Source organism: Microvirga lotononidis (assembly GCF_034627025.1).
GTDB classification, from domain to species: Bacteria; Pseudomonadota; Alphaproteobacteria; order Rhizobiales; family Beijerinckiaceae; genus Microvirga; species Microvirga lotononidis.
Map to the genome: position 1 here is coordinate 1,065,306 of NZ_CP141048.1, position 16,674 is coordinate 1,081,979.

Genomic DNA, 16,674 nt, shown 5'->3' on the forward strand with positions numbered 1-16,674 from the left:
GACTGAAGCTGACCTACCGAGCCAGCTCCCTCAGCCCTAGCCTGATCAGCGTCTTCGCCTCGGCCTCGTCGCCCGCCTGCTTCATGGCGGCAGCCACGGCGGCGGACGCCTGGACCTGGGGGTAGCCGAGATTGACGAGCGCCGAGATGGCATCGGCCACCGGGGCGGGCGCGCTCTTGTCCTCCACGGCGCCGGTGAGGCGGATGAGGGCCGGGTCGACCGGGGAGAAGGCCGGGGCCTTATCCTTGAGTTCGGAGACGATGCGCTGGGCGAGCTTGGGACCGACGCCGGGGCCGCGCGCCACGGAGGCCTTGTCGCCAGTGGCGATGGCGGTGGCGAGGCTGCCGGGGTCGAGCACCGAAAGAATGCCGAGGGCCACCTTGGAACCGACGCCCTGAACCGACTGGAGCAGGCGGAACCATTCGCGCTCCGAATCCGACCGGAAGCCGAACAGACGGATCATGTCCTCGCGCACATAGGTCTCGATGGACAGGGTCGCCGCCTCGCCGGTGGACGGCAAATTCTGGAGGGTGCGGGAGGAGCAATGGACCACATAGCCGACCCCGTGCACGTCGAGGATCACGAAATCCTCGCCATAGGAATCCACCACGCCTTTGAGTTTGCCGATCACGTCAGTCTTCGCTCCTCATGGTCATCCCGGGGCTGCGGAGCAGAACCCGGGATCGTGTGCAGGATAAAACACTGTTTCTCCTGAAAAGGAAGCCTTTGGTCGCGCTTTGTTCTCACAACGGGCCGGGTCTTCGCTTACGCTGCGTCCGGGATGATGCTTCTCAGAGGCTCGCCACCAAAGCGCGGGCCTTACGGTGATGGGCGTGGGCGATGGCGATGGCGAGCGCGTCGGCGGCATCCGCCTTCTTGAACTCGGCCTTGGGCAGCAGGATCCTGACCATGGCCTGGACCTGGTCCTTCTCGGCGTGTCCCACGCCCACCACGGTCTTCTTCACCTGGTTCGCCCCGTATTCCGCCACCGGCAGGCCGTGCAGGGCCGGGACCAGCAGGGACATGGCGCGGGCCTGTCCGAGCTTCAGGGTCGCCTGGGCGTCCTTGTTGACGAAGGTTTCCTCGACGGAGACCTCGTCGGGCGTCCAGGTCCGGATCACCTCGGTCAGCCGGTCGTGGATCTGCTTGAGGCGAAGCGCCAGGTCGAGGTCGCCGTCCGACGTCACGACCCCGCAGGCCACATAGGAAAGCTTCGTCCCCTCGACCGTGATGACGCCCCAGCCCGTGTTGCGCAGGCCAGGATCCAGGCCGAGGATTCGGACGCGTTCGGTCACTTTCTTTCTCCATCGTCATGGCCGGACTTGATCCGGCCATCCACGCCATCAACGGTTAAGAAGACGTGGATGCCCGGTTCAGACCCGGGCATGACGCACAACCAATATCACTCCGCCATCTTCTGCATCAGGGCATCGGAGAGCTCGAAGTTTCCGTAGACGCTCTGCACGTCGTCGTGCTCCTCCAGCGATTCCATGAGCTTCATGAGCTTCTCGCCGGTCTCATCGTCGACCGCGACCGGGGTCTGGGGTTTCCAGACGAGCTTGGAGGCCTTGGGCTCGCCGAACTTGTCCTCGAGCGCCTTGGTCACCTCGTTGAGGGAGCCCTGGTCGCAATAAATCTCGTGGCCGTTCTCGGAAGAGACCACGTCGTCGGCGCCGGCATCGATGGCGGCTTCCAGCATGGCATCGGCATCCGCCACGTCGGGACCGAACTCGATATAGCCGACCCGGTCGAACATGAAGGAGACGGCGCCGGTTTCGGCCAGGTTGCCGCCGCTCTTGGTGAAGTAGGAGCGGATGTCGGAGGCGGTGCGGTTGCGGTTGTCGGTCATCGCCTCGACGATGATGGCGGCGCCGCCGGGACCGTAGCCCTCATAGCGGATCTCGTCGTAGTTCTCCGCGTCGCCGCCGGAGGCCTTGTTGATGGCGCGCTGGATGTTGTCCTTGGGCATGTTCTCGGCGCGGGCGGCGAGGATCGCGGCGCGCAGGCGCGGGTTCATGTTGGGGTCGGGCATGCCCATCTTGGCCGCCACGGTGATTTCGCGGGCGAGCTTGGAAAACACCTTGGAGCGCACCGCATCGACCTTGCCCTTGCGGTGCATGATATTCTTGAATTGTGAATGCCCGGCCATCGGGATCTCCGGATAGTTGGGCCGAAGGCGGCTTATGGACAAGCGCCCGTCAGGCCTGAAAAGTTGACGATGGCAGGCTTATAAGGCGGCGAAGGGCCTGAGGCAAAGGCCCTCTCGACAGGTTCCTGAAAAACGAGAGCATCGTGCGGAAAAGTGGATCCGGTTTTCCGCTCGAAACGATGCTCTCATTCAAAAAGAAGGCATCGGATTGGATCCCAAAAGTGGAATCCACTTTTGGGTCCGATGCTTTAGAACCCGAGCCAGGACGGCAGGTTGTGGATGGTCGCCAGGATCAGGTGATAGGAGGCGCCCAGCACCGTGGCCGTATAGGCGAGCCCGGCTAGGCCGATCAGGTACCCGACGATCAGGAGATAGCCGTCCTCCTCCATGATGGCGATGGACGCGATGACGAGCGCGATGGAGGGCGGAAAATTGGTTCCAGGGAACGGGATCAGCACCGATACGGCCACCAGGAACGCGAAGAACCCGGCCACCCGATCCCCGAACGGTCCGAAGAGCGGGAGCAGGCGAGGCTTGCAGTAGCTCTCGAGCTTCTGGAGCTTCGGCTCCGCGATGTCGATGAGGCGCTTGAACTTCGCCGTGGAGACGCTGCGCCGCAGGATGAAGCCCGGCAGCCAGGGTCTCGTATGGCCCAGCATCATCTGAATGCCGAAGATCAGTACCGGCGTGCCGACGATGCCGGCAATGCCGGGCGGGGCCGGCACGCAATTCGGCAGGGAAAACAGGATCAGCACGAAGCCGAAGGCGCGCTCGCCGAAGGCCTCGATGATCTCTCGAATGGAGATCGTCTCGCCCTTGGCCTCGTCGATCACGGCGCGCAGAACCGCGGAGGCGCTCTGGTGCTCGTGGGCGCGATGGAGCTCGCTTTCCTCATGGTAAGGGGGTCGTTTGGCGCTGGCCGGCTCGATCTTGGCGTCCACCTTGTCCTCCGTAGCGCCAAGATGGGGGCGGTGTTGCACGAGGTAAAGGGCGGCTCTCTAATCCCAGAACCGCGGCCAAGTCTCTTCCAGGTTCGGCCCGAGCCGCACGGCGGCCACGCGCGAGGCCAGGCCGGTGCGATCGTCCGTCTCGACCGCGATGCCGGACAGGGTGCCCTCGTTCAGGCCCGGCTCCAGGCGGGCGCCCGGCGTCTTCTGGATGAAGCGGCGGATCGCTTCCTCCTTCTGCATGCCGAGGACGGAATCGTAATCGCCGCACATGCCCGCGTCGGACATATAGGCGGTGCCGCCCTTCAGCACCCGGTGATCGGCGGTGGGCACATGGGTGTGGGTGCCGACGACGAGGCTCGCCCGCCCGTCGAGGTAGTGGCCCATGGCCTCCTTCTCGCTCGTCGCCTCCGCGTGGAAGTCGACGATCACCGCATCGGCCACCTGACCTAGGGGGCAGGTTTCCAGCTCCCGGTCGACCGCCGCGAAGGGATCGTCGAGGGCGTCCATGTAGAGACGGCCCATCGCCTGGACCACGAGGACACGAGCGCCTGAGCGCGTGTCGATGAGGTTGGCGCCACGTCCCGGCGTTCCGGCCGGGTAGTTCGCCGGGCGGATGAGCCGAGGCTGGCGCTCGATGAACACGAGCGTCTCGCGCTGGTCCCAGGAATGGTTGCCGAGCGTGATGGCATCGGCGCCGGCGGCCAGGATCTCGTCGCAGATTGTCTCCGTGATGCCGAAGCCCCCGGCGGAGTTCTCGCCGTTGATGACCACGCAGTCGAGCCGCCAGCGGTCGCGTAAGGACGGCAGCCGCTCGATCACCGCGTTGCGGCCGGGCCGCCCGACGATGTCCCCGAGGAAAAGAAGACGCATGATGAATCCTTGACTAGGACACGGTCCGAATGAGTTCGGCTTCGGTGATGATAACGTCGAGGAGCCTGTCATGGGGTTCGACCGGCACTTCGTCGATCTCCTGAACCGCATAAGCCAGACCGATGGTCAAGACCGGATGCTGCGCTTCGAGCGCCGCGATGGCCCGGTCGAAATGCCCCTTGCCGTAGCCGATGCGCCCTCCCCGGCAGTCGAAGGCGACGAGCGGCACGATGAGCGCCTTGGGAAAGACCTCCGGCGCGTCGGGGCCGGGCTCGCGCACGCCAAAGCCGCCTTTGACCAGCACGTCGCCCGGCTGCCACAGGCGCCAGCTCAAGTGGGGATGGAGGATCTGGGAGAGAGCGACATCCTGCCCGCGCCCGATCAGCGCTTCCATGAGAGGGCGTGGGTCGACCTCGCTACGGATCGGCCAATAGCCTCCGATGGGGGTGACGTCCTTCAGATCGGGGAAGCCGAGGGCGCTCTCGGCGATGCGCCGGCCGGCCTCGTGGCGGAAGTCCTTGTCGAGGGCATCGCGGCGCGAGAGAACCTCGCCGCGCAGGCGCTCTTTCAAGGCTGGAGGGGGAGGAGATTGCATGAGGTGCGGAGCCACAGAAACCGTCGGAGAAGCGATCCCGGGAACCTACAAAGTAGGTGGGCGCCGTATGTCCCGGTCCACGGACCGGGTCAGGGACAGCTCCCTTCAGGATCGATAAGGCCCCGGGGAAAATGAACTCCTAACGCGCCCCGCAGCCCCGCCTTCCCTACATAGGGACGAGAAGGTCCCGGGGGAAGGGGAAAAAGGAGCTGGGCCGGAGATCTTTGCGGCCCGGCACGGGCAACGGGACCCTCTCCGGGAAATTACGGGGTGGCGTGTGAGCCGAAATGAGCGCAATCTGTTCTCGTGGGGGATGTGCCATCGCTCGATGGAGGAAACATGGCCCATCTGAAACGTAATAATTTCAAAGAGTTGTATCGGAAAGAATGCACCGCCTCTCCCAGCATTGATTCCATGATGAGGGAAGTGCTGCACATGATCGGCAATATCGATTTCGAGTATGAGGTTGAATTGGACAAGGTCGAGAAGAACATGCCCGACCAGGAATTGAAGGATTACATCAGGAAGAAGATCGAGACTGCCCATCGCGAAAAGCGGGAGCCCTATGTGGAGCTGCTGACCCAGCTCCGGCAGCGTCAGTATCGTCTCTCGCTGAATTGAGGGCTTATTCTCTCCCCTTGGACGAGATTTGAGATCAGGGCAAAAGCCGGCGGCGTTCAACCGGCTCCGCCGGCTTTTGCCCCTCTCGCATCGTCACCGGCGTCTGTACCGGTGATCTCGCTTCGAAAAGCGTGTCGCTTCATGCAAGCGGGATAGCCGGGACAAGCCCGGCCATGGCGTGGCAGGAATCGACCTGCCATACCCGAAAAACTAGCTTTGCCCTGCCCCGTTCAGGCTGCGCGCCAGATCCTCGATCCGCTTGGCCGCCATCTGGACGCCCTCGGCGAGCCTCGTCTCGATCCGCTCCAGACGCTCGTCCCGGGAGGCGTTGATGCTGTTGAGCGCCGCGACCTCGGCCTCCAGCGCGGCAACCCGCCGTTTCGTCTCGTGCAGCTCGTCCGCCTGGGCGATGGCCGCCATGACGTGGAGGCGCAGGTCGCCGATCTCGCCGAAGGCGGCTCGCATCTCCTCGATCCGGGCATCGTAAGACGCCGCAAGACCTTCGAGATGCCCCTCCTCGCCCTCGGCGCAGGAAACGCGATAGGTCTGCCCGGCAATCGTCACCGTCACCTGAGGCATGGCCTAGCCCTCCTCCGGTTCGAGCTGGCCGGCCTGGGCGAGGACGGTCTGGACGGCCCCGATGGCCTGGCGGACCCGCCGACCGACATCGTCGGTCGCCGCTTCGAAGCGGTGGAGCCGGGTGAGCGCGCCGTCGAGTTCCACGGCGAGACGGGCCCGGTCGTCCTGCATGAGCTGGAGCTCGGTTTCCAGGGCGCCGCGCCGCCTGTCGGCCTCCAGGCGACGGGACACGGAGGCCTCCAGAAGGCCCAGGGCCATGTCCAGCCGCTTCATCGCTTCCTCGAGTGTGGGCGCCATCATGCCTCCTGAATCGCCCACGACACTAGCGCATCGTGCGGAAAAGTGGACCCGGTTTTCCGGGTTACACGATGCGTTCTCCAATGAGAGGAGCATCGGAGCGAGCCCAAAAGTGGATCCCACTTTTGGGTCCGGTGCTCCGGCATCGTGCGGAAAAGTGGACCCGGTTTTCCGGGTTACACGATGCGCTCTTGGTCATTCGAGCCCCGCTCCGGGCGGGGATTACACCCCTCCGGTCTTTGACTCGCCTTGGCCGCGTGTTAAGGAGCCCGGGCCTTTTCCAGACAGACCGCCCCGTTGCGGGGCCTCAAGCCTTGTGGATCTCGCCGTGCAAGATATCGTCTCCGCCGATCGCGTCACTCATTCCGATCTGGCGAACGCCGTGCGCGTCCTTGCCATGGACGCCGTGGAACAAGCCAAATCCGGCCACCCGGGCCTGCCGATGGGCGCCGCCGACATGGCGACGGTGCTGTTCACGAAGTTCCTGAAATACGATGCCGCCGACCCGACCTGGCCGGACCGCGACCGCTTCATCCTCTCGGCCGGCCACGGCTCGATGCTGCTCTACGCCCTCCTCCACCTGACGGGCGTCAAAGGCATGACCGTCGAGGAACTGAAGAACTTCCGCAAGCTCGATTCCAAGACTCCGGGCCATCCCGAGAACTTCATGACGCCGGGCGTCGAGACCACCACGGGCCCGCTGGGCCAGGGCATCGCCACGGCGGTCGGCTTCGCGCTCGCCGAGCGGATGCTGAACGCCGAATACGGCAACGACCTCGTCGATCACCACACCTACGTGCTCGCCTCCGACGGCGACCTGATGGAAGGCATCAGCCATGAGGCCATCGCCCTGGCAGGTCACCTGAAGCTCAACCGCATGATCGTCCTGTGGGACGACAACGGCATCTCCATCGACGGCCCGCTTTCCATCTCGGACTCGGTCGACCAGGTGAAGCGCTTCCAGGCCTGCGGCTGGAATGCCGTGCGGGTGGACGGCCACGATCCGAAGGCCCTGCAGCGCGCTATTTCCCGCGCCCAGAAGTCCGACAAGCCGACCCTGATCGCGTGCAAGACCACCATCGGATACGGCGCCCCCAAGAAGGCCGGCACCTCCAAGGCCCACGGCGAGCCGCTGGGCGCCGAGGAGCTGGCGGGCGCCAAGACCGCTTACGGCTGGGGCCATGCTCCCTTCGAAATCCCGAACAACATCCGTGACGCCTGGGCGAAGGCCGGCAAGAAGGGCCGCCGCCAGCGCAAGGCCTGGGAAGACCGCCTGAAGGCTCTCGCGCCCGAGACCCGCGCCGAGTTCGAGCGCCGGGTGAAGGGTGTGCGCCCCGAAGGCCTCACTTCGGCCATCGCCAAGCTGAAGGACCGGCTCGTCGCCGAGCCGCAGAATGTCGCCACCCGCAAGGCCAGCGAGATCGCCCTCGAGGTGATCACCGAGGCCGTGCCGGAATTGGTGCTGGGTTCCGCGGACCTGACGCCCTCCAACAACACCAAGACCAAGAATCTGACCGCCATCTCGCCGGGCAACTTTGCTGGCCGCTACATCCATTACGGCATCCGCGAGCACGGCATGGCGGCGGCCATGAACGGCATCGCGCTCCATGGCGGCTACGTTCCGGCCGGCGCGACCTTCCTGGTCTTCACCGATTATGCGCGGCCCGCCATGCGCATCGCGTCGCTCGCCGGCATCCCGGCCATCTATGTGATGACCCACGATTCCATCGGCCTCGGCGAAGACGGCCCGACCCACCAGCCGGTGGAGCACCTGGCCGCCCTGCGGTCCATGCCGAAGATGCGCGTGTTCCGTCCGGCCGACGCCATCGAGACGGCGGAAGCCTGGCAGATGGCGCTCGAGCGCACCGACGGCCCGACGACGCTCGCGCTCACCCGCCAGAACCTGCCGCAGGTCCGCAAGGAAGGCGGCGCGCAGAACCTCTCGGCCACCGGCGCCTACGAGCTGTCGCCGGCCAACGGCCAGGCCCGCGCGACGATCTTCGCATCGGGCTCCGAGGTGGAGATCGCGCTTGCGGCCCAGAAGCTCCTGGAGCAACAGAGCTTCGCCGTCCGCGTCGTGTCGGTGCCCTCGCTCGACCTGTTCCTGGCCCAGCCCGAGAAGGTGCGCCGGGAGATCATCGGCGATGCGCCGATCAAGGTCGCGGTCGAGGCCGCCGTGCGCTTCGGCTGGGATTCGGTCATCGGCCCCGACGGAATTTTCGTCGGCATGCATGGGTTTGGCGCCAGTGCGCCCTACAAGGACCTTTACAAGCACTTCGGCATCACCCCCGAGGCCGTGGCTGAAAAGGTTCTTCGGACACATAATCTCTGAGGCACGAGAAACCTGAGGCCTCGTTACACAAGGGAGCTAAGACTATGACGGTGAAGGTCGCGATCAACGGATTCGGTCGCATCGGACGCAACATCCTCCGCGGCATCGTGGAAAGCGGCCGCAAGGACATCGAGGTGGTTGCCATCAACGACCTCGGCCCGGTCGAGACGAACGCTCACCTGCTCCGCTTCGATTCCGTCCATGGCCGCTTTCCGGCGGACGTGCAGGTCGACGGCGAGTTCCTCGTCATCAACGGCCAGAAGATCCGCGTGACGGCGATCAAGGATCCGGCGACCCTGCCGCATCGTGAGCTCGGCGTCGACATCGCCATGGAATGCACCGGCATCTTCACCTCGAAGGAGAAGGCTTCCGCGCATCTCACCGCCGGCGCCAAGCGCGTCATCGTGTCGGCTCCCGCCGACGGCGCCGACCTCACGGTCGTCTACGGCGTCAACCACGACAAGCTGACCAAGGACCATGTGGTCATCTCGAACGCTTCCTGCACCACGAACTGCCTCGCCCCCGTGGCGAAGGTGCTTCATGAGGCGGTGGGCATCGAGAAGGGCTTCATGACCACGATCCACTCCTACACCAACGACCAGCCGACGCTGGATCAGATGCACAAGGACCTCTACCGCGCCCGCGCGGCGGCCCTGAACATGATCCCGACCTCGACCGGTGCCGCCAAGGCGGTGGGCCTCGTCCTGCCCGACCTCAACGGCAAGCTCGACGGCTCGTCGATCCGCGTGCCGACCCCGAACGTCTCCGTGGTCGACTTCAAGTTCGTGGCCAAGAAGAACACCACGAAGGAAGAGATCAACGCGGCGATCAAGGCTGCGGCCGACGGCCCGCTGAAGGGCATCCTCGGCTACACCAACCAGCCGAACGTCTCGTCGGACTTCAACCACGACCCGCATTCCTCCGTGTTCCACCTGGACCAGACCAAGGTGATGGAGGGCAACTTCGTGCGCGTGCTGTCCTGGTACGACAACGAATGGGGCTTCTCAAACCGCATGGCGGACACCGCCGTCGCCATGGCGAAGCTCATCTAAGGGAGGCCGCTTCATGACCGCCTTCCGCACGCTCGACCAGGCCGACGTCAAGGGAAAACGCGTTCTCGTCCGGGTCGACCTCAACGTCCCGATGGAGAACGGCCGGGTGACGGACGCGACGCGCATCGAGCGCGTCCTTCCCACCATCCGGGAGATCGCCGACAAGGGCGGAAGGGTGATCCTTCTCGCCCATTTCGGACGCCCGAAAGGGCGCGATCTCAAGGAGTCCCTGAAGCCCGTCGCGGAAGCGGTCTCGAAGCATCTCGGGAAACCGATCGCTTTCGCCGATGACTGCATCGGCGAAAGCGCCGCCCAGGCCGTCGACGCCCTCAAGGACGGCGACGTGCTTCTTCTCGAGAACACCCGCTTCCACGCGGGCGAGGAGAAGAACGATCCGGCCTTCGTCCAGGAACTGGCGAAGCTCGGCGACCTCTACGTCAACGACGCCTTCTCGGCCGCGCATCGCGCCCACGCCTCCACCGAGGGCCTCGCCCGGGCGCTGCCGGCCTATGCGGGCCGCACCATGCAGGCGGAACTCGATGCCCTGACCAAGGGTCTCGAGGCTCCCAAGCGCCCGGTCGTCGCCATCGTGGGCGGCGCCAAGGTTTCGACCAAGATCGACCTTCTCGAAAATCTCGTGGCCAAGGTCGACGCGCTCGTAATCGGCGGCGGCATGGCCAACACCTTCGTCCATGCGATGGGGCTCGGGATCGGCAAGTCGCTGGCCGAGAAGGACCTGGCGGCCACCGCCATGCGCATCATCGAGAAGGCACGCACCTCCAACTGCGCCATCATCCTGCCCGTGGACGGCGTCTGCGCCTACGAGTTCAAGGCGGGCGCCCCCAACCACACCTACGGCATCGACGCGATCCCCGAGGATCAGATGATCCTGGACGTGGGCTCCCAATCGGTCGAGCGCATCTCGGCCGCCATCAACGACGCGGCGACGCTCGTCTGGAACGGCCCGCTCGGCGCCTTCGAGATCGCGCCCTTCGACCAGGGCACGGTCGCGGCCGCCCGCCATGCGGCCCAGCGCACCAAGGAGGGCAAGCTCGTCTCCGTCGCCGGCGGCGGCGATACGGTGGCCGCGCTCAACCACGCTGGCGTCGCGGACGACTTCACCTATGTATCGACGGCAGGCGGCGCCTTCCTCGAATGGCTCGAAGGCAAGTCGCTGCCCGGCGTGGAAGCGCTGAGGGCCTGAAGGACCTTCCCGGCGAGGATATTAACCCTTTCTCGCCCGGGACATGCGGTTCCGGGCCCGTTTAAGCTCAGGTTCAGTTTCGGCGCGTTTAAAACGACCCGCCCAATAAGGAGGACGAGATGGCACGCATCACCATGAGGCAGCTTCTGGATCACGCAGCCGAGCAAGGCTATGGCGTGCCTGCCTTCAACATCAACAACATGGAGCAGGCGCTGGCGATCATGGCGGCGGCCAACGAGGTCGACGCGCCGGTGATCATCCAGGCGAGCCGCGGTGCGCGCTCCTACGCCAACGACGTCATGCTCAAGCACATGATGGACGCGGTGACCGAGATCTATCCGCACATCCCGGTCTGCGTGCATCTCGACCACGGCAACGAGCCCTCTACCTGCATGACGGCGATCCAGGCCGGTTTCACCTCGGTGATGATGGACGGCTCGCTCAAGGCCGACGGCAAGACCCCGGGCGACTGGGACTACAATGTGGGCGTCACCCGGAAGGTGGTGGAGATGGCCCATCTCGGCGGCATCTCGGTGGAAGGCGAGCTCGGCGTGCTCGGCTCCCTGGAAACCGGTGAAGGCGAAGCCGAGGACGGCCATGGGGCCGAGGGAAAGCTGTCGCACGACCAGCTGCTGACGAATCCCGACGAGGCGGTGAAGTTCGTGGCCGAGACCAAGGTCGACGCGCTCGCCATCGCCATGGGCACCTCGCACGGCGCCTACAAGTTCACCCGCAAGCCCGACGGTGCGATCCTCGCCATGCACGTGATCGAGGAGATCCACAAGAAGCTCCCGAACACCCACCTGGTGATGCACGGCTCGTCCTCGGTGCCGCAGGACCTGCAGGACATCATCAACCAGTACGGCGGCCAGATGAAGCCGACCTGGGGCGTGCCGGTGGAAGAGATCCAGCGCGGCATCAAGCACGGCGTGCGCAAGATCAACATCGACACCGACAACCGCATGGCGATGACCGGCCAGATCCGCAAGATCCTGACCGAGAACCCGGGCGAGTTCGATCCGCGCAAGTACCTGAAGCCCGCCATGGAGGCCATGACGAAGCTCTGCAAGCAGCGCCTGCAGGAATTCAACACCGCCGGCCAGGCCTCGAAGATCAAGCGCGTGTTCACGCTTGCCGAGATGGCCAAGCGCTACGCCTCGGGCGAACTCGACCCGACCTTCGGCACCAGCCGTCAGGCGGCGGAGTAAGAAACCCTCCACGTCATCACCGGCCTTGTGCCGGTGATCTCGATCGGAGAGGCCCGGCGCCTCACAGTACCGGGATGGCCGGCACAAGGCCGGCCATGACGGGAACGGCTCAACCGAGATTTCACCGATCAGTCTTTCGCCTTAATCATGATCGACAAGCGGGGCCTCGCAAGATGGCCCCGTTTTCGTTATGGGAACCAGTCTTCCCTTTTTGTGACCTGTGATCCATGGCCGACACTGCCGCCCGCCTCTACCTCATCACCCCCGTCCTGGAGGATTCCTCCTTCGCGCCGCGCCTCGCGGAAGCCTGCGGAGCCGGATCCGTGGCGGCCGTCCTTCTGCGCTTGGCCCCCGCCGACGAGCGGAGCCTGATCAATCTGGTGAAGGCGCTCGCCCCGGCCGCGCAGGAACACGGAGCAGCCGTGCTCGTCTCATCCGACGGCAAGGCGGATCTCGCGAATGTCGCCGCCCGGGGTGGCGCCGACGGTGTCCATGTACCGGGCGATCCGGCCCTCGTGCGCGAGTTGCGCGAGAGACTGAAATCCGAGCGCGCCGTCGGCGTGGGGGCGATCCGCACCAAGGATGACGCCATGACCCTGGGAGAGGCTGGGGCCGATTACCTGCTCTTCGGCGAACCGCGCCCGGACGGCTCCCTGCCGTCCCTGGAAAGCGTGGTGGAGCGCGCCTCCTGGTGGGCCGAGATCTTCGAGACGCCCTGCGTCGCCTATGCCCCGAGCCTCGACGCGGTCGAGCCCCTGGCGGCCACGAACGCCGAATTCGTCGCCCTCGGCGACGCGGTCTGGACCCATGCGGAGGGCCCCGCGGCCGCCGTGAAAGCGGCGGCCGAGATCCTGGAGCGGCAGGAGGCCACGCGCTGATGCGCTCGTCCTGGATCATCGGCGCGGCCTTTCTGGCGGCCTCCGCGACGCTGAGCCATGCAGCGGAGCCCGACCTCGCCTATGGCGCCTATCAGCGCGGCCTCTACCAGACGGCCTTCCGCGAGGCGAACCTGCGGCTTGAGAAGAACGCTAACGACGCCGCCGCCATGACGCTTCTCGGCGAGCTCTACAATCAGGGCCTCGGGGTCGCCATGGACCCGAAGAAGGCCTCCGAGTGGTACCGTCTGGCGGCAGGACGCGGCGACGCCAACGCGCTCGCGTCCCTCGGCCTCATGGCCCTCGACGGGCGCGGCATGCCCAAGAACCCCGCCCAAGGTCGGACCTGGCTCGAACAGGCCGCCGCCAAGGGCAATGCGCTGGCCTCGCATAACCTTGCCCTGCTCCTGCTCACCAGCGGCAACGACGAGGACCTGAAGAAGGCCGTCGAGCTGCTGCGGAAGGCGTCGGCGGCCGAGATCCCCGATGCGCAGCACGCCCTCGGCGTGCTCTACCTCAAAGGCCGGGGCGTGGAGCGGAACTCCACCGAGGCTGCCCGCCTCTTCGAACGCGCGGCCAGCAACGGCAGCTCGGTCGGCGAGGTGGAATACGCGATCCTGCTCTTTAACGGGGATGGTGTACCGGCCAGCGAATCCCAGGCCGCACGCTATTTCCGCCGGGCCGCTGCGAAGGGCAACGCCATCGCCCAGAACCGCCTCGCTCGCCTGCTGGTCGCCGGCCGCGGCGTTCCCGCCAACAAGGTCGATGGGGCGGCCTGGCACATTCTGGCGGCCGCCCAGGGCCTCGCCGATCCCTGGCTCGACCAGGCCTTCAAGGACCTGAGCGCAGAGGACCGCAAGCGCGCCGAAAAGCTCGCGGCCGAACGGCTCGGCATGCGCTGAGCGCATGAGAGTCCACCCTGCGAGGGATCATTCGCGCCGCTGCTCGGTTGACCACCGCTTGACGCGAACCCTCGCGTGGTCCATCGACCACTCTTCATTTCAAAACCGCTCTTTGCCAGGACTTGCCCGATGATCCGTTCGCCCCTCATGACCGTCATGACCGATGCCGTGATGAAGGCTTCGCGCTCGCTCAAGCGCGATTTCGGTGAGGTGGAGAACCTGCAGGTCTCTCGGAAAGGGCCTGGCGACTTCGTTTCCGCGGCCGATCGCAAGGCGGAGAAGATCCTGCGCGAGGCGCTCGAAAAGGCCCGTCCCGGCTACGGCTTCGTCATGGAGGAGCAAGGCGTCGTCGAGGGCACCGACCAGAGCCATCGCTGGCATATCGACCCGCTCGACGGCACCACCAACTTCCTGCACGGCCTGCCCCAATTCGCCATCTCGATCGGCCTGGAGCGCGACGGCCAGATCGTCGCCGGCGTGATCTACGATCCTGCCAAGGACGAGCTCTTCATCTCCGAGAAGGGCAAGGGCGCCTATCTCAACAACCGCCGCATCCGTGTGGCGGCCCGCACCGACGTGCCGGATGCGGTCGTCGCCTGCGGCCTGCCGCATATCGGCAAGGGCGACCACGGCCTCTTCCTGCGCGAATGCGCCGCCGTCATGGGCAATGTGGGCGGCATGCGCCGCTGGGGCGCCGCCGCCCTTGACCTCGCCTACGTGGCCTGCGGGCGCTTCGACGCCTACTGGGAGCGTGGCCTGAACACCTGGGACATCGCCGCCGGGATCCTGATGATCCGCGAGGCGGGCGGCTTCGTGTCCGACGCGGACGGCGGCAGCGACCCCATGGCCAAGGGCTCCGTCGCCTGCGGCAACGAGGTGATGCACCGCGAGCTGCTCAAGCTCCTGAAGAAGGCCAAGGGGTAAGTCCCGGGCCGTTTCCGGCCGATATTTCTGTTCGTCCCGTTGAAGTCGGCCATGGTCGCGCTTGATCCTTCGGACAGGCGCGGTCACATTGGTGCAGCTCCGAAGCACCAATGCACAGGATAACGATGGCGGACCAACCCCTTACCCCACCGCGGATTTATCTGATCCGCATGGCGGTCTTCCTGGTTCTGGCAGGGTTCGTCGCCTTCATCCTCTACCGGCAGATCTGGGCGGCCTTCCAGGCCAATCCGGGCCTGAACGCCCTGATTCTGGGCGTCATGTTCATCGGCATCGTACTGGCCATCCGGCAGCCCTGGCGGCTTTTTCCGGAAGTACGGTGGGTCAATACTCTCCGTCAGACCGAGGAAGGGCTCGTCGCCCCCTCCCCGCCGGTCCTGCTGGCCCCCCTGGCCGCCCTCCTCGGCAACCGGCCCGGCCAAGCCGGCTTTTCCGTCGCGGCGACCCGCTCGGTCCTGGACTCCATCGGGGCCCGCCTCGACGAGAGCCGCGAGATCGTGCGCTATCTCGCGGGCCTCCTGGTTTTCCTGGGCCTCCTCGGCACCTTCTGGGGTCTCATCGACACGGTCGGCTCGGTCGGGCGCATCATCTCGTCGCTGCGCACCGGGCAGGACACCGCCGTTCTCTTCGACGAGCTGAAGAACTCGCTTGCCGGCCCGCTCCAGGGCATGGGCCTGTCCTTCTCCGCATCCCTGTTCGGCCTTGCCGGCTCCCTCGTCCTCGGCTTCCTCGACCTCCAGGCCGGCCAGGCCCAGAGCCGCTTCTACACGGAGCTGGAGGACTGGCTTGCGGTCTCCACCCTGGACACGCCCACCGACACCACCATGCGCCCCGGCACCTCGCACGACCTGACGGTGGCGTTGAACCGGCTCACCGCCGCCGTCAACGATGGCGCAGGCGGCAGGGCCGCGACCCAGGCCATGGCCAACCTGGCCGAGGGTGTCCAGGGCCTCGTCCAGCACATGCGGGCGGAGCAGCAGATGATCCGCGACTGGGTCGAGGCCCAGGCCGCCCGCGAGAAGGAGCTGAAGCAGGTTCTCGACCGCATCTCCCGTGAAAGGCTGCCCTGATGCCGGTGTCGAGCGCGGGAGGACGTCGGCGGGGACGCAGCAGCCAGCTCAATTACTGGCCGGGCTTCGTGGACGCCCTGTCGACCCTGCTTCTGGCCATCATCTTCCTGATCTCGGTCTTCACGGTCGGGCAGTTCTTCCTGTCCCGCGAATTGTCAGGCCGCGACACGGTCCTCGACCGCCTGAATCGGCAGATCGCCGAGTTGACCGACCTTCTCTCCCTGGAGCGCTCGAACCGGCGCACCATCGAGGATACGGTCACGTCCCTGCAGACCACCCTGCGCGCCAACGAGGCCGAGCGGGCGCGCCTCCAGGGCCTCCTCGACAGCGGCGGCGCCGCACAGGCCCAGGCGCAGGAGCTGGGCACGCAGCTCGAAACCGAGCGTCAGGCCACCGGCCGGGCCATGAGCCAGGTCGAGATCCTCAACCAGCAGATCGCCGCCATGCGCCGCCAGCTCGCGGCCCTGGAGGAGGCCCTCGCGGCCTCCGAGAACCGGGACAAGGAAAGCCAGGCCCGCATCGCCGATCTCGGCAGCCGCCTCAATGTGGCCCTGGCCCAGCGGGTGCAGGAGCTGGCGCGCTACCGGTCCGATTTCTTCGGGCGCCTGCGGCAGATCCTCGGCAACCGGCCGGACGTGCGCATCGTCGGCGACCGCTTCGTGTTCCAGTCCGAAGTTCTCTTCCCGGCCGGCCAGGCGACCCTGCGCCCGGAGGCCTCCGGCGAGATCGACCGCATCGCCTCCGCATTGATCGAGCTGGAGCGTCAGGTGCCGCCGGATATTCCCTGGGTGATTCGCGTCGACGGCCACACCGACCAGCGCCCCATCGCGACGTCGCAATTCCCGTCCAACTGGGCCCTGTCGTCGGCCCGCGCCATCGCGGTGGTCCAGGCCCTGATCGCCCGTGGCGTCCAGCCCCAGCACCTCGTCGCCGCCGGCTTCGGCGAGTTCCAGCCCCTCGACAACGGCAACACGGAAGAGGCTTACGCCCGCAACCGGCGCATCGAGCTGAAGCTGACGGAGCGGTGA

Annotated in this window: 18 protein-coding genes and 1 other RNA gene; 10 read left to right on the forward strand and 9 right to left on the reverse strand. The window is 66.0% G+C overall.

Going from position 1 to position 16,674, the window contains the following annotated elements:
• Window positions 1-13: 13 nt before the first annotated feature.
• The 7 genes from ruvA to ssrS all read right to left on the reverse strand — a co-directional run bounded on the left by ruvA (window position 14) and on the right by ssrS (window position 4,725).
• A complete protein-coding gene (gene ruvA, locus U0023_RS04995; RefSeq protein WP_009763435.1) occupies window positions 14-631 on the reverse strand; it encodes a Holliday junction branch migration protein RuvA in 618 nt (205 codons plus the stop codon).
• A 160-nt stretch (window positions 632-791) separates the two neighbouring features.
• Window positions 792-1,295: a crossover junction endodeoxyribonuclease RuvC gene (gene ruvC, locus U0023_RS05000; protein ID WP_009763434.1), complete on the reverse strand. Its 504-nt coding sequence runs from the start codon at window positions 1,293-1,295 to the stop codon at window positions 792-794.
• Between the two features lie 107 nt (window positions 1,296-1,402).
• Window positions 1,403-2,149: a YebC/PmpR family DNA-binding transcriptional regulator gene (locus tag U0023_RS05005; RefSeq protein ID WP_009763433.1), complete on the reverse strand. Its 747-nt coding sequence runs from the start codon at window positions 2,147-2,149 to the stop codon at window positions 1,403-1,405.
• 248 nt (window positions 2,150-2,397) lie between these two features.
• A complete protein-coding gene (locus tag U0023_RS05010; RefSeq protein WP_009763432.1) occupies window positions 2,398-3,090 on the reverse strand; it encodes an exopolysaccharide biosynthesis protein in 693 nt (230 codons plus the stop codon).
• Window positions 3,091-3,147: 57 nt separating this feature from the next.
• On the reverse strand, window positions 3,148-3,969 hold the full coding sequence (locus U0023_RS05015) for a TIGR00282 family metallophosphoesterase (protein WP_009763431.1): 822 nt from the start codon (window positions 3,967-3,969) through the stop codon (window positions 3,148-3,150).
• Between the two features lie 13 nt (window positions 3,970-3,982).
• Window positions 3,983-4,564: a 5-formyltetrahydrofolate cyclo-ligase gene (locus tag U0023_RS05020; protein ID WP_009763430.1), complete on the reverse strand. Its 582-nt coding sequence runs from the start codon at window positions 4,562-4,564 to the stop codon at window positions 3,983-3,985.
• Between the two features lie 4 nt (window positions 4,565-4,568).
• A non-coding RNA gene (gene ssrS / locus U0023_RS05025) (6S RNA) lies at window positions 4,569-4,725 on the reverse strand.
• A 178-nt stretch (window positions 4,726-4,903) separates the two neighbouring features.
• On the opposite strand from ssrS, the gene U0023_RS05030 reads away from it, so the two are divergent.
• A complete protein-coding gene (locus tag U0023_RS05030) occupies window positions 4,904-5,185 on the forward strand; it encodes a hypothetical protein (protein ID WP_009763429.1) in 282 nt (93 codons plus the stop codon).
• 210 nt (window positions 5,186-5,395) lie between these two features.
• Here the strand turns inward: U0023_RS05030 and U0023_RS05035 are convergent, their stop codons facing one another.
• Both U0023_RS05035 and U0023_RS05040 read right to left on the reverse strand, forming a co-directional pair.
• Window positions 5,396-5,764 carry a cell division protein ZapA gene (locus tag U0023_RS05035; protein ID WP_009763428.1) on the reverse strand — a complete coding sequence of 123 codons (369 nt, stop codon included), beginning with the start codon at window positions 5,762-5,764 and terminating at the stop codon, window positions 5,396-5,398.
• Between the two features lie 3 nt (window positions 5,765-5,767).
• Window positions 5,768-6,064: a DUF4164 domain-containing protein gene (locus U0023_RS05040; protein ID WP_322883771.1), complete on the reverse strand. Its 297-nt coding sequence runs from the start codon at window positions 6,062-6,064 to the stop codon at window positions 5,768-5,770.
• Between the two features lie 325 nt (window positions 6,065-6,389).
• Between U0023_RS05040 and tkt the strand changes: the two genes are divergently transcribed.
• The 9 genes from tkt (at window position 6,390) to U0023_RS05085 (ending at window position 16,674) form a co-directional block, all read left to right on the forward strand.
• Complete coding sequence (tkt, locus tag U0023_RS05045) at window positions 6,390-8,393, forward strand: transketolase (protein ID WP_009763426.1); 2,004 nt, start codon at window positions 6,390-6,392, stop codon at window positions 8,391-8,393.
• A 44-nt stretch (window positions 8,394-8,437) separates the two neighbouring features.
• Window positions 8,438-9,445, forward strand: a complete 1,008-nt coding sequence (gene gap, locus U0023_RS05050; protein ID WP_009763425.1) for a type I glyceraldehyde-3-phosphate dehydrogenase — start codon at window positions 8,438-8,440, stop codon at window positions 9,443-9,445.
• Window positions 9,446-9,458: 13 nt separating this feature from the next.
• A complete protein-coding gene (locus U0023_RS05055) occupies window positions 9,459-10,649 on the forward strand; it encodes a phosphoglycerate kinase (protein ID WP_009763424.1) in 1,191 nt (396 codons plus the stop codon).
• Between the two features lie 119 nt (window positions 10,650-10,768).
• On the forward strand, window positions 10,769-11,857 hold the full coding sequence (gene fba / locus U0023_RS05060; RefSeq protein ID WP_009763423.1) for a class II fructose-bisphosphate aldolase: 1,089 nt from the start codon (window positions 10,769-10,771) through the stop codon (window positions 11,855-11,857).
• Window positions 11,858-12,084: 227 nt separating this feature from the next.
• A complete protein-coding gene (locus U0023_RS05065; RefSeq protein ID WP_009763422.1) occupies window positions 12,085-12,735 on the forward strand; it encodes a thiamine phosphate synthase in 651 nt (216 codons plus the stop codon).
• Window positions 12,735-13,634 carry a tetratricopeptide repeat protein gene (locus tag U0023_RS05070; protein WP_009763421.1) on the forward strand — a complete coding sequence of 300 codons (900 nt, stop codon included), beginning with the start codon at window positions 12,735-12,737 and terminating at the stop codon, window positions 13,632-13,634. The genes U0023_RS05065 and U0023_RS05070 overlap by 1 nt, the downstream gene beginning before the upstream one ends.
• 129 nt (window positions 13,635-13,763) lie before the next feature.
• Window positions 13,764-14,558 carry an inositol monophosphatase family protein gene (locus tag U0023_RS05075; RefSeq protein WP_009763420.1) on the forward strand — a complete coding sequence of 265 codons (795 nt, stop codon included), beginning with the start codon at window positions 13,764-13,766 and terminating at the stop codon, window positions 14,556-14,558.
• A gap of 125 nt (window positions 14,559-14,683) precedes the next feature.
• Entirely contained in the window at window positions 14,684-15,646 is a 963-nt protein-coding gene (locus U0023_RS05080; RefSeq protein ID WP_009763419.1) for a hypothetical protein, read from the forward strand.
• On the forward strand, window positions 15,646-16,674 hold the full coding sequence (locus U0023_RS05085; RefSeq protein ID WP_009763418.1) for a peptidoglycan -binding protein: 1,029 nt from the start codon (window positions 15,646-15,648) through the stop codon (window positions 16,672-16,674). The genes U0023_RS05080 and U0023_RS05085 overlap by 1 nt, the downstream gene beginning before the upstream one ends.

Coding starts and splice junctions, on each gene's coding strand:
- U0023_RS05005 (WP_009763433.1), bottom strand. CDS start 2,149: ATGGCCGGGCATTCACAATTCAAGAATATCATGCACCGCAAGGGCAAG.
- U0023_RS05015 (WP_009763431.1), bottom strand. CDS start 3,969: ATGCGTCTTCTTTTCCTCGGGGACATCGTCGGGCGGCCCGGCCGCAAC.
- U0023_RS05065 (WP_009763422.1), top strand. CDS start 12,085: ATGGCCGACACTGCCGCCCGCCTCTACCTCATCACCCCCGTCCTGGAG.
- U0023_RS05070 (WP_009763421.1), top strand. CDS start 12,735: ATGCGCTCGTCCTGGATCATCGGCGCGGCCTTTCTGGCGGCCTCCGCG.
- U0023_RS05020 (WP_009763430.1), bottom strand. CDS start 4,564: ATGCAATCTCCTCCCCCTCCAGCCTTGAAAGAGCGCCTGCGCGGCGAG.
- U0023_RS05055 (WP_009763424.1), top strand. CDS start 9,459: ATGACCGCCTTCCGCACGCTCGACCAGGCCGACGTCAAGGGAAAACGC.
- fba (WP_009763423.1), top strand. CDS start 10,769: ATGGCACGCATCACCATGAGGCAGCTTCTGGATCACGCAGCCGAGCAA.
- gap (WP_009763425.1), top strand. CDS start 8,438: ATGACGGTGAAGGTCGCGATCAACGGATTCGGTCGCATCGGACGCAAC.
- U0023_RS05085 (WP_009763418.1), top strand. CDS start 15,646: ATGCCGGTGTCGAGCGCGGGAGGACGTCGGCGGGGACGCAGCAGCCAG.
- U0023_RS05030 (WP_009763429.1), top strand. CDS start 4,904: ATGGCCCATCTGAAACGTAATAATTTCAAAGAGTTGTATCGGAAAGAA.
- U0023_RS05035 (WP_009763428.1), bottom strand. CDS start 5,764: ATGCCTCAGGTGACGGTGACGATTGCCGGGCAGACCTATCGCGTTTCC.
- U0023_RS05080 (WP_009763419.1), top strand. CDS start 14,684: ATGGCGGACCAACCCCTTACCCCACCGCGGATTTATCTGATCCGCATG.
- U0023_RS05075 (WP_009763420.1), top strand. CDS start 13,764: ATGATCCGTTCGCCCCTCATGACCGTCATGACCGATGCCGTGATGAAG.
- U0023_RS05040 (WP_322883771.1), bottom strand. CDS start 6,064: ATGATGGCGCCCACACTCGAGGAAGCGATGAAGCGGCTGGACATGGCC.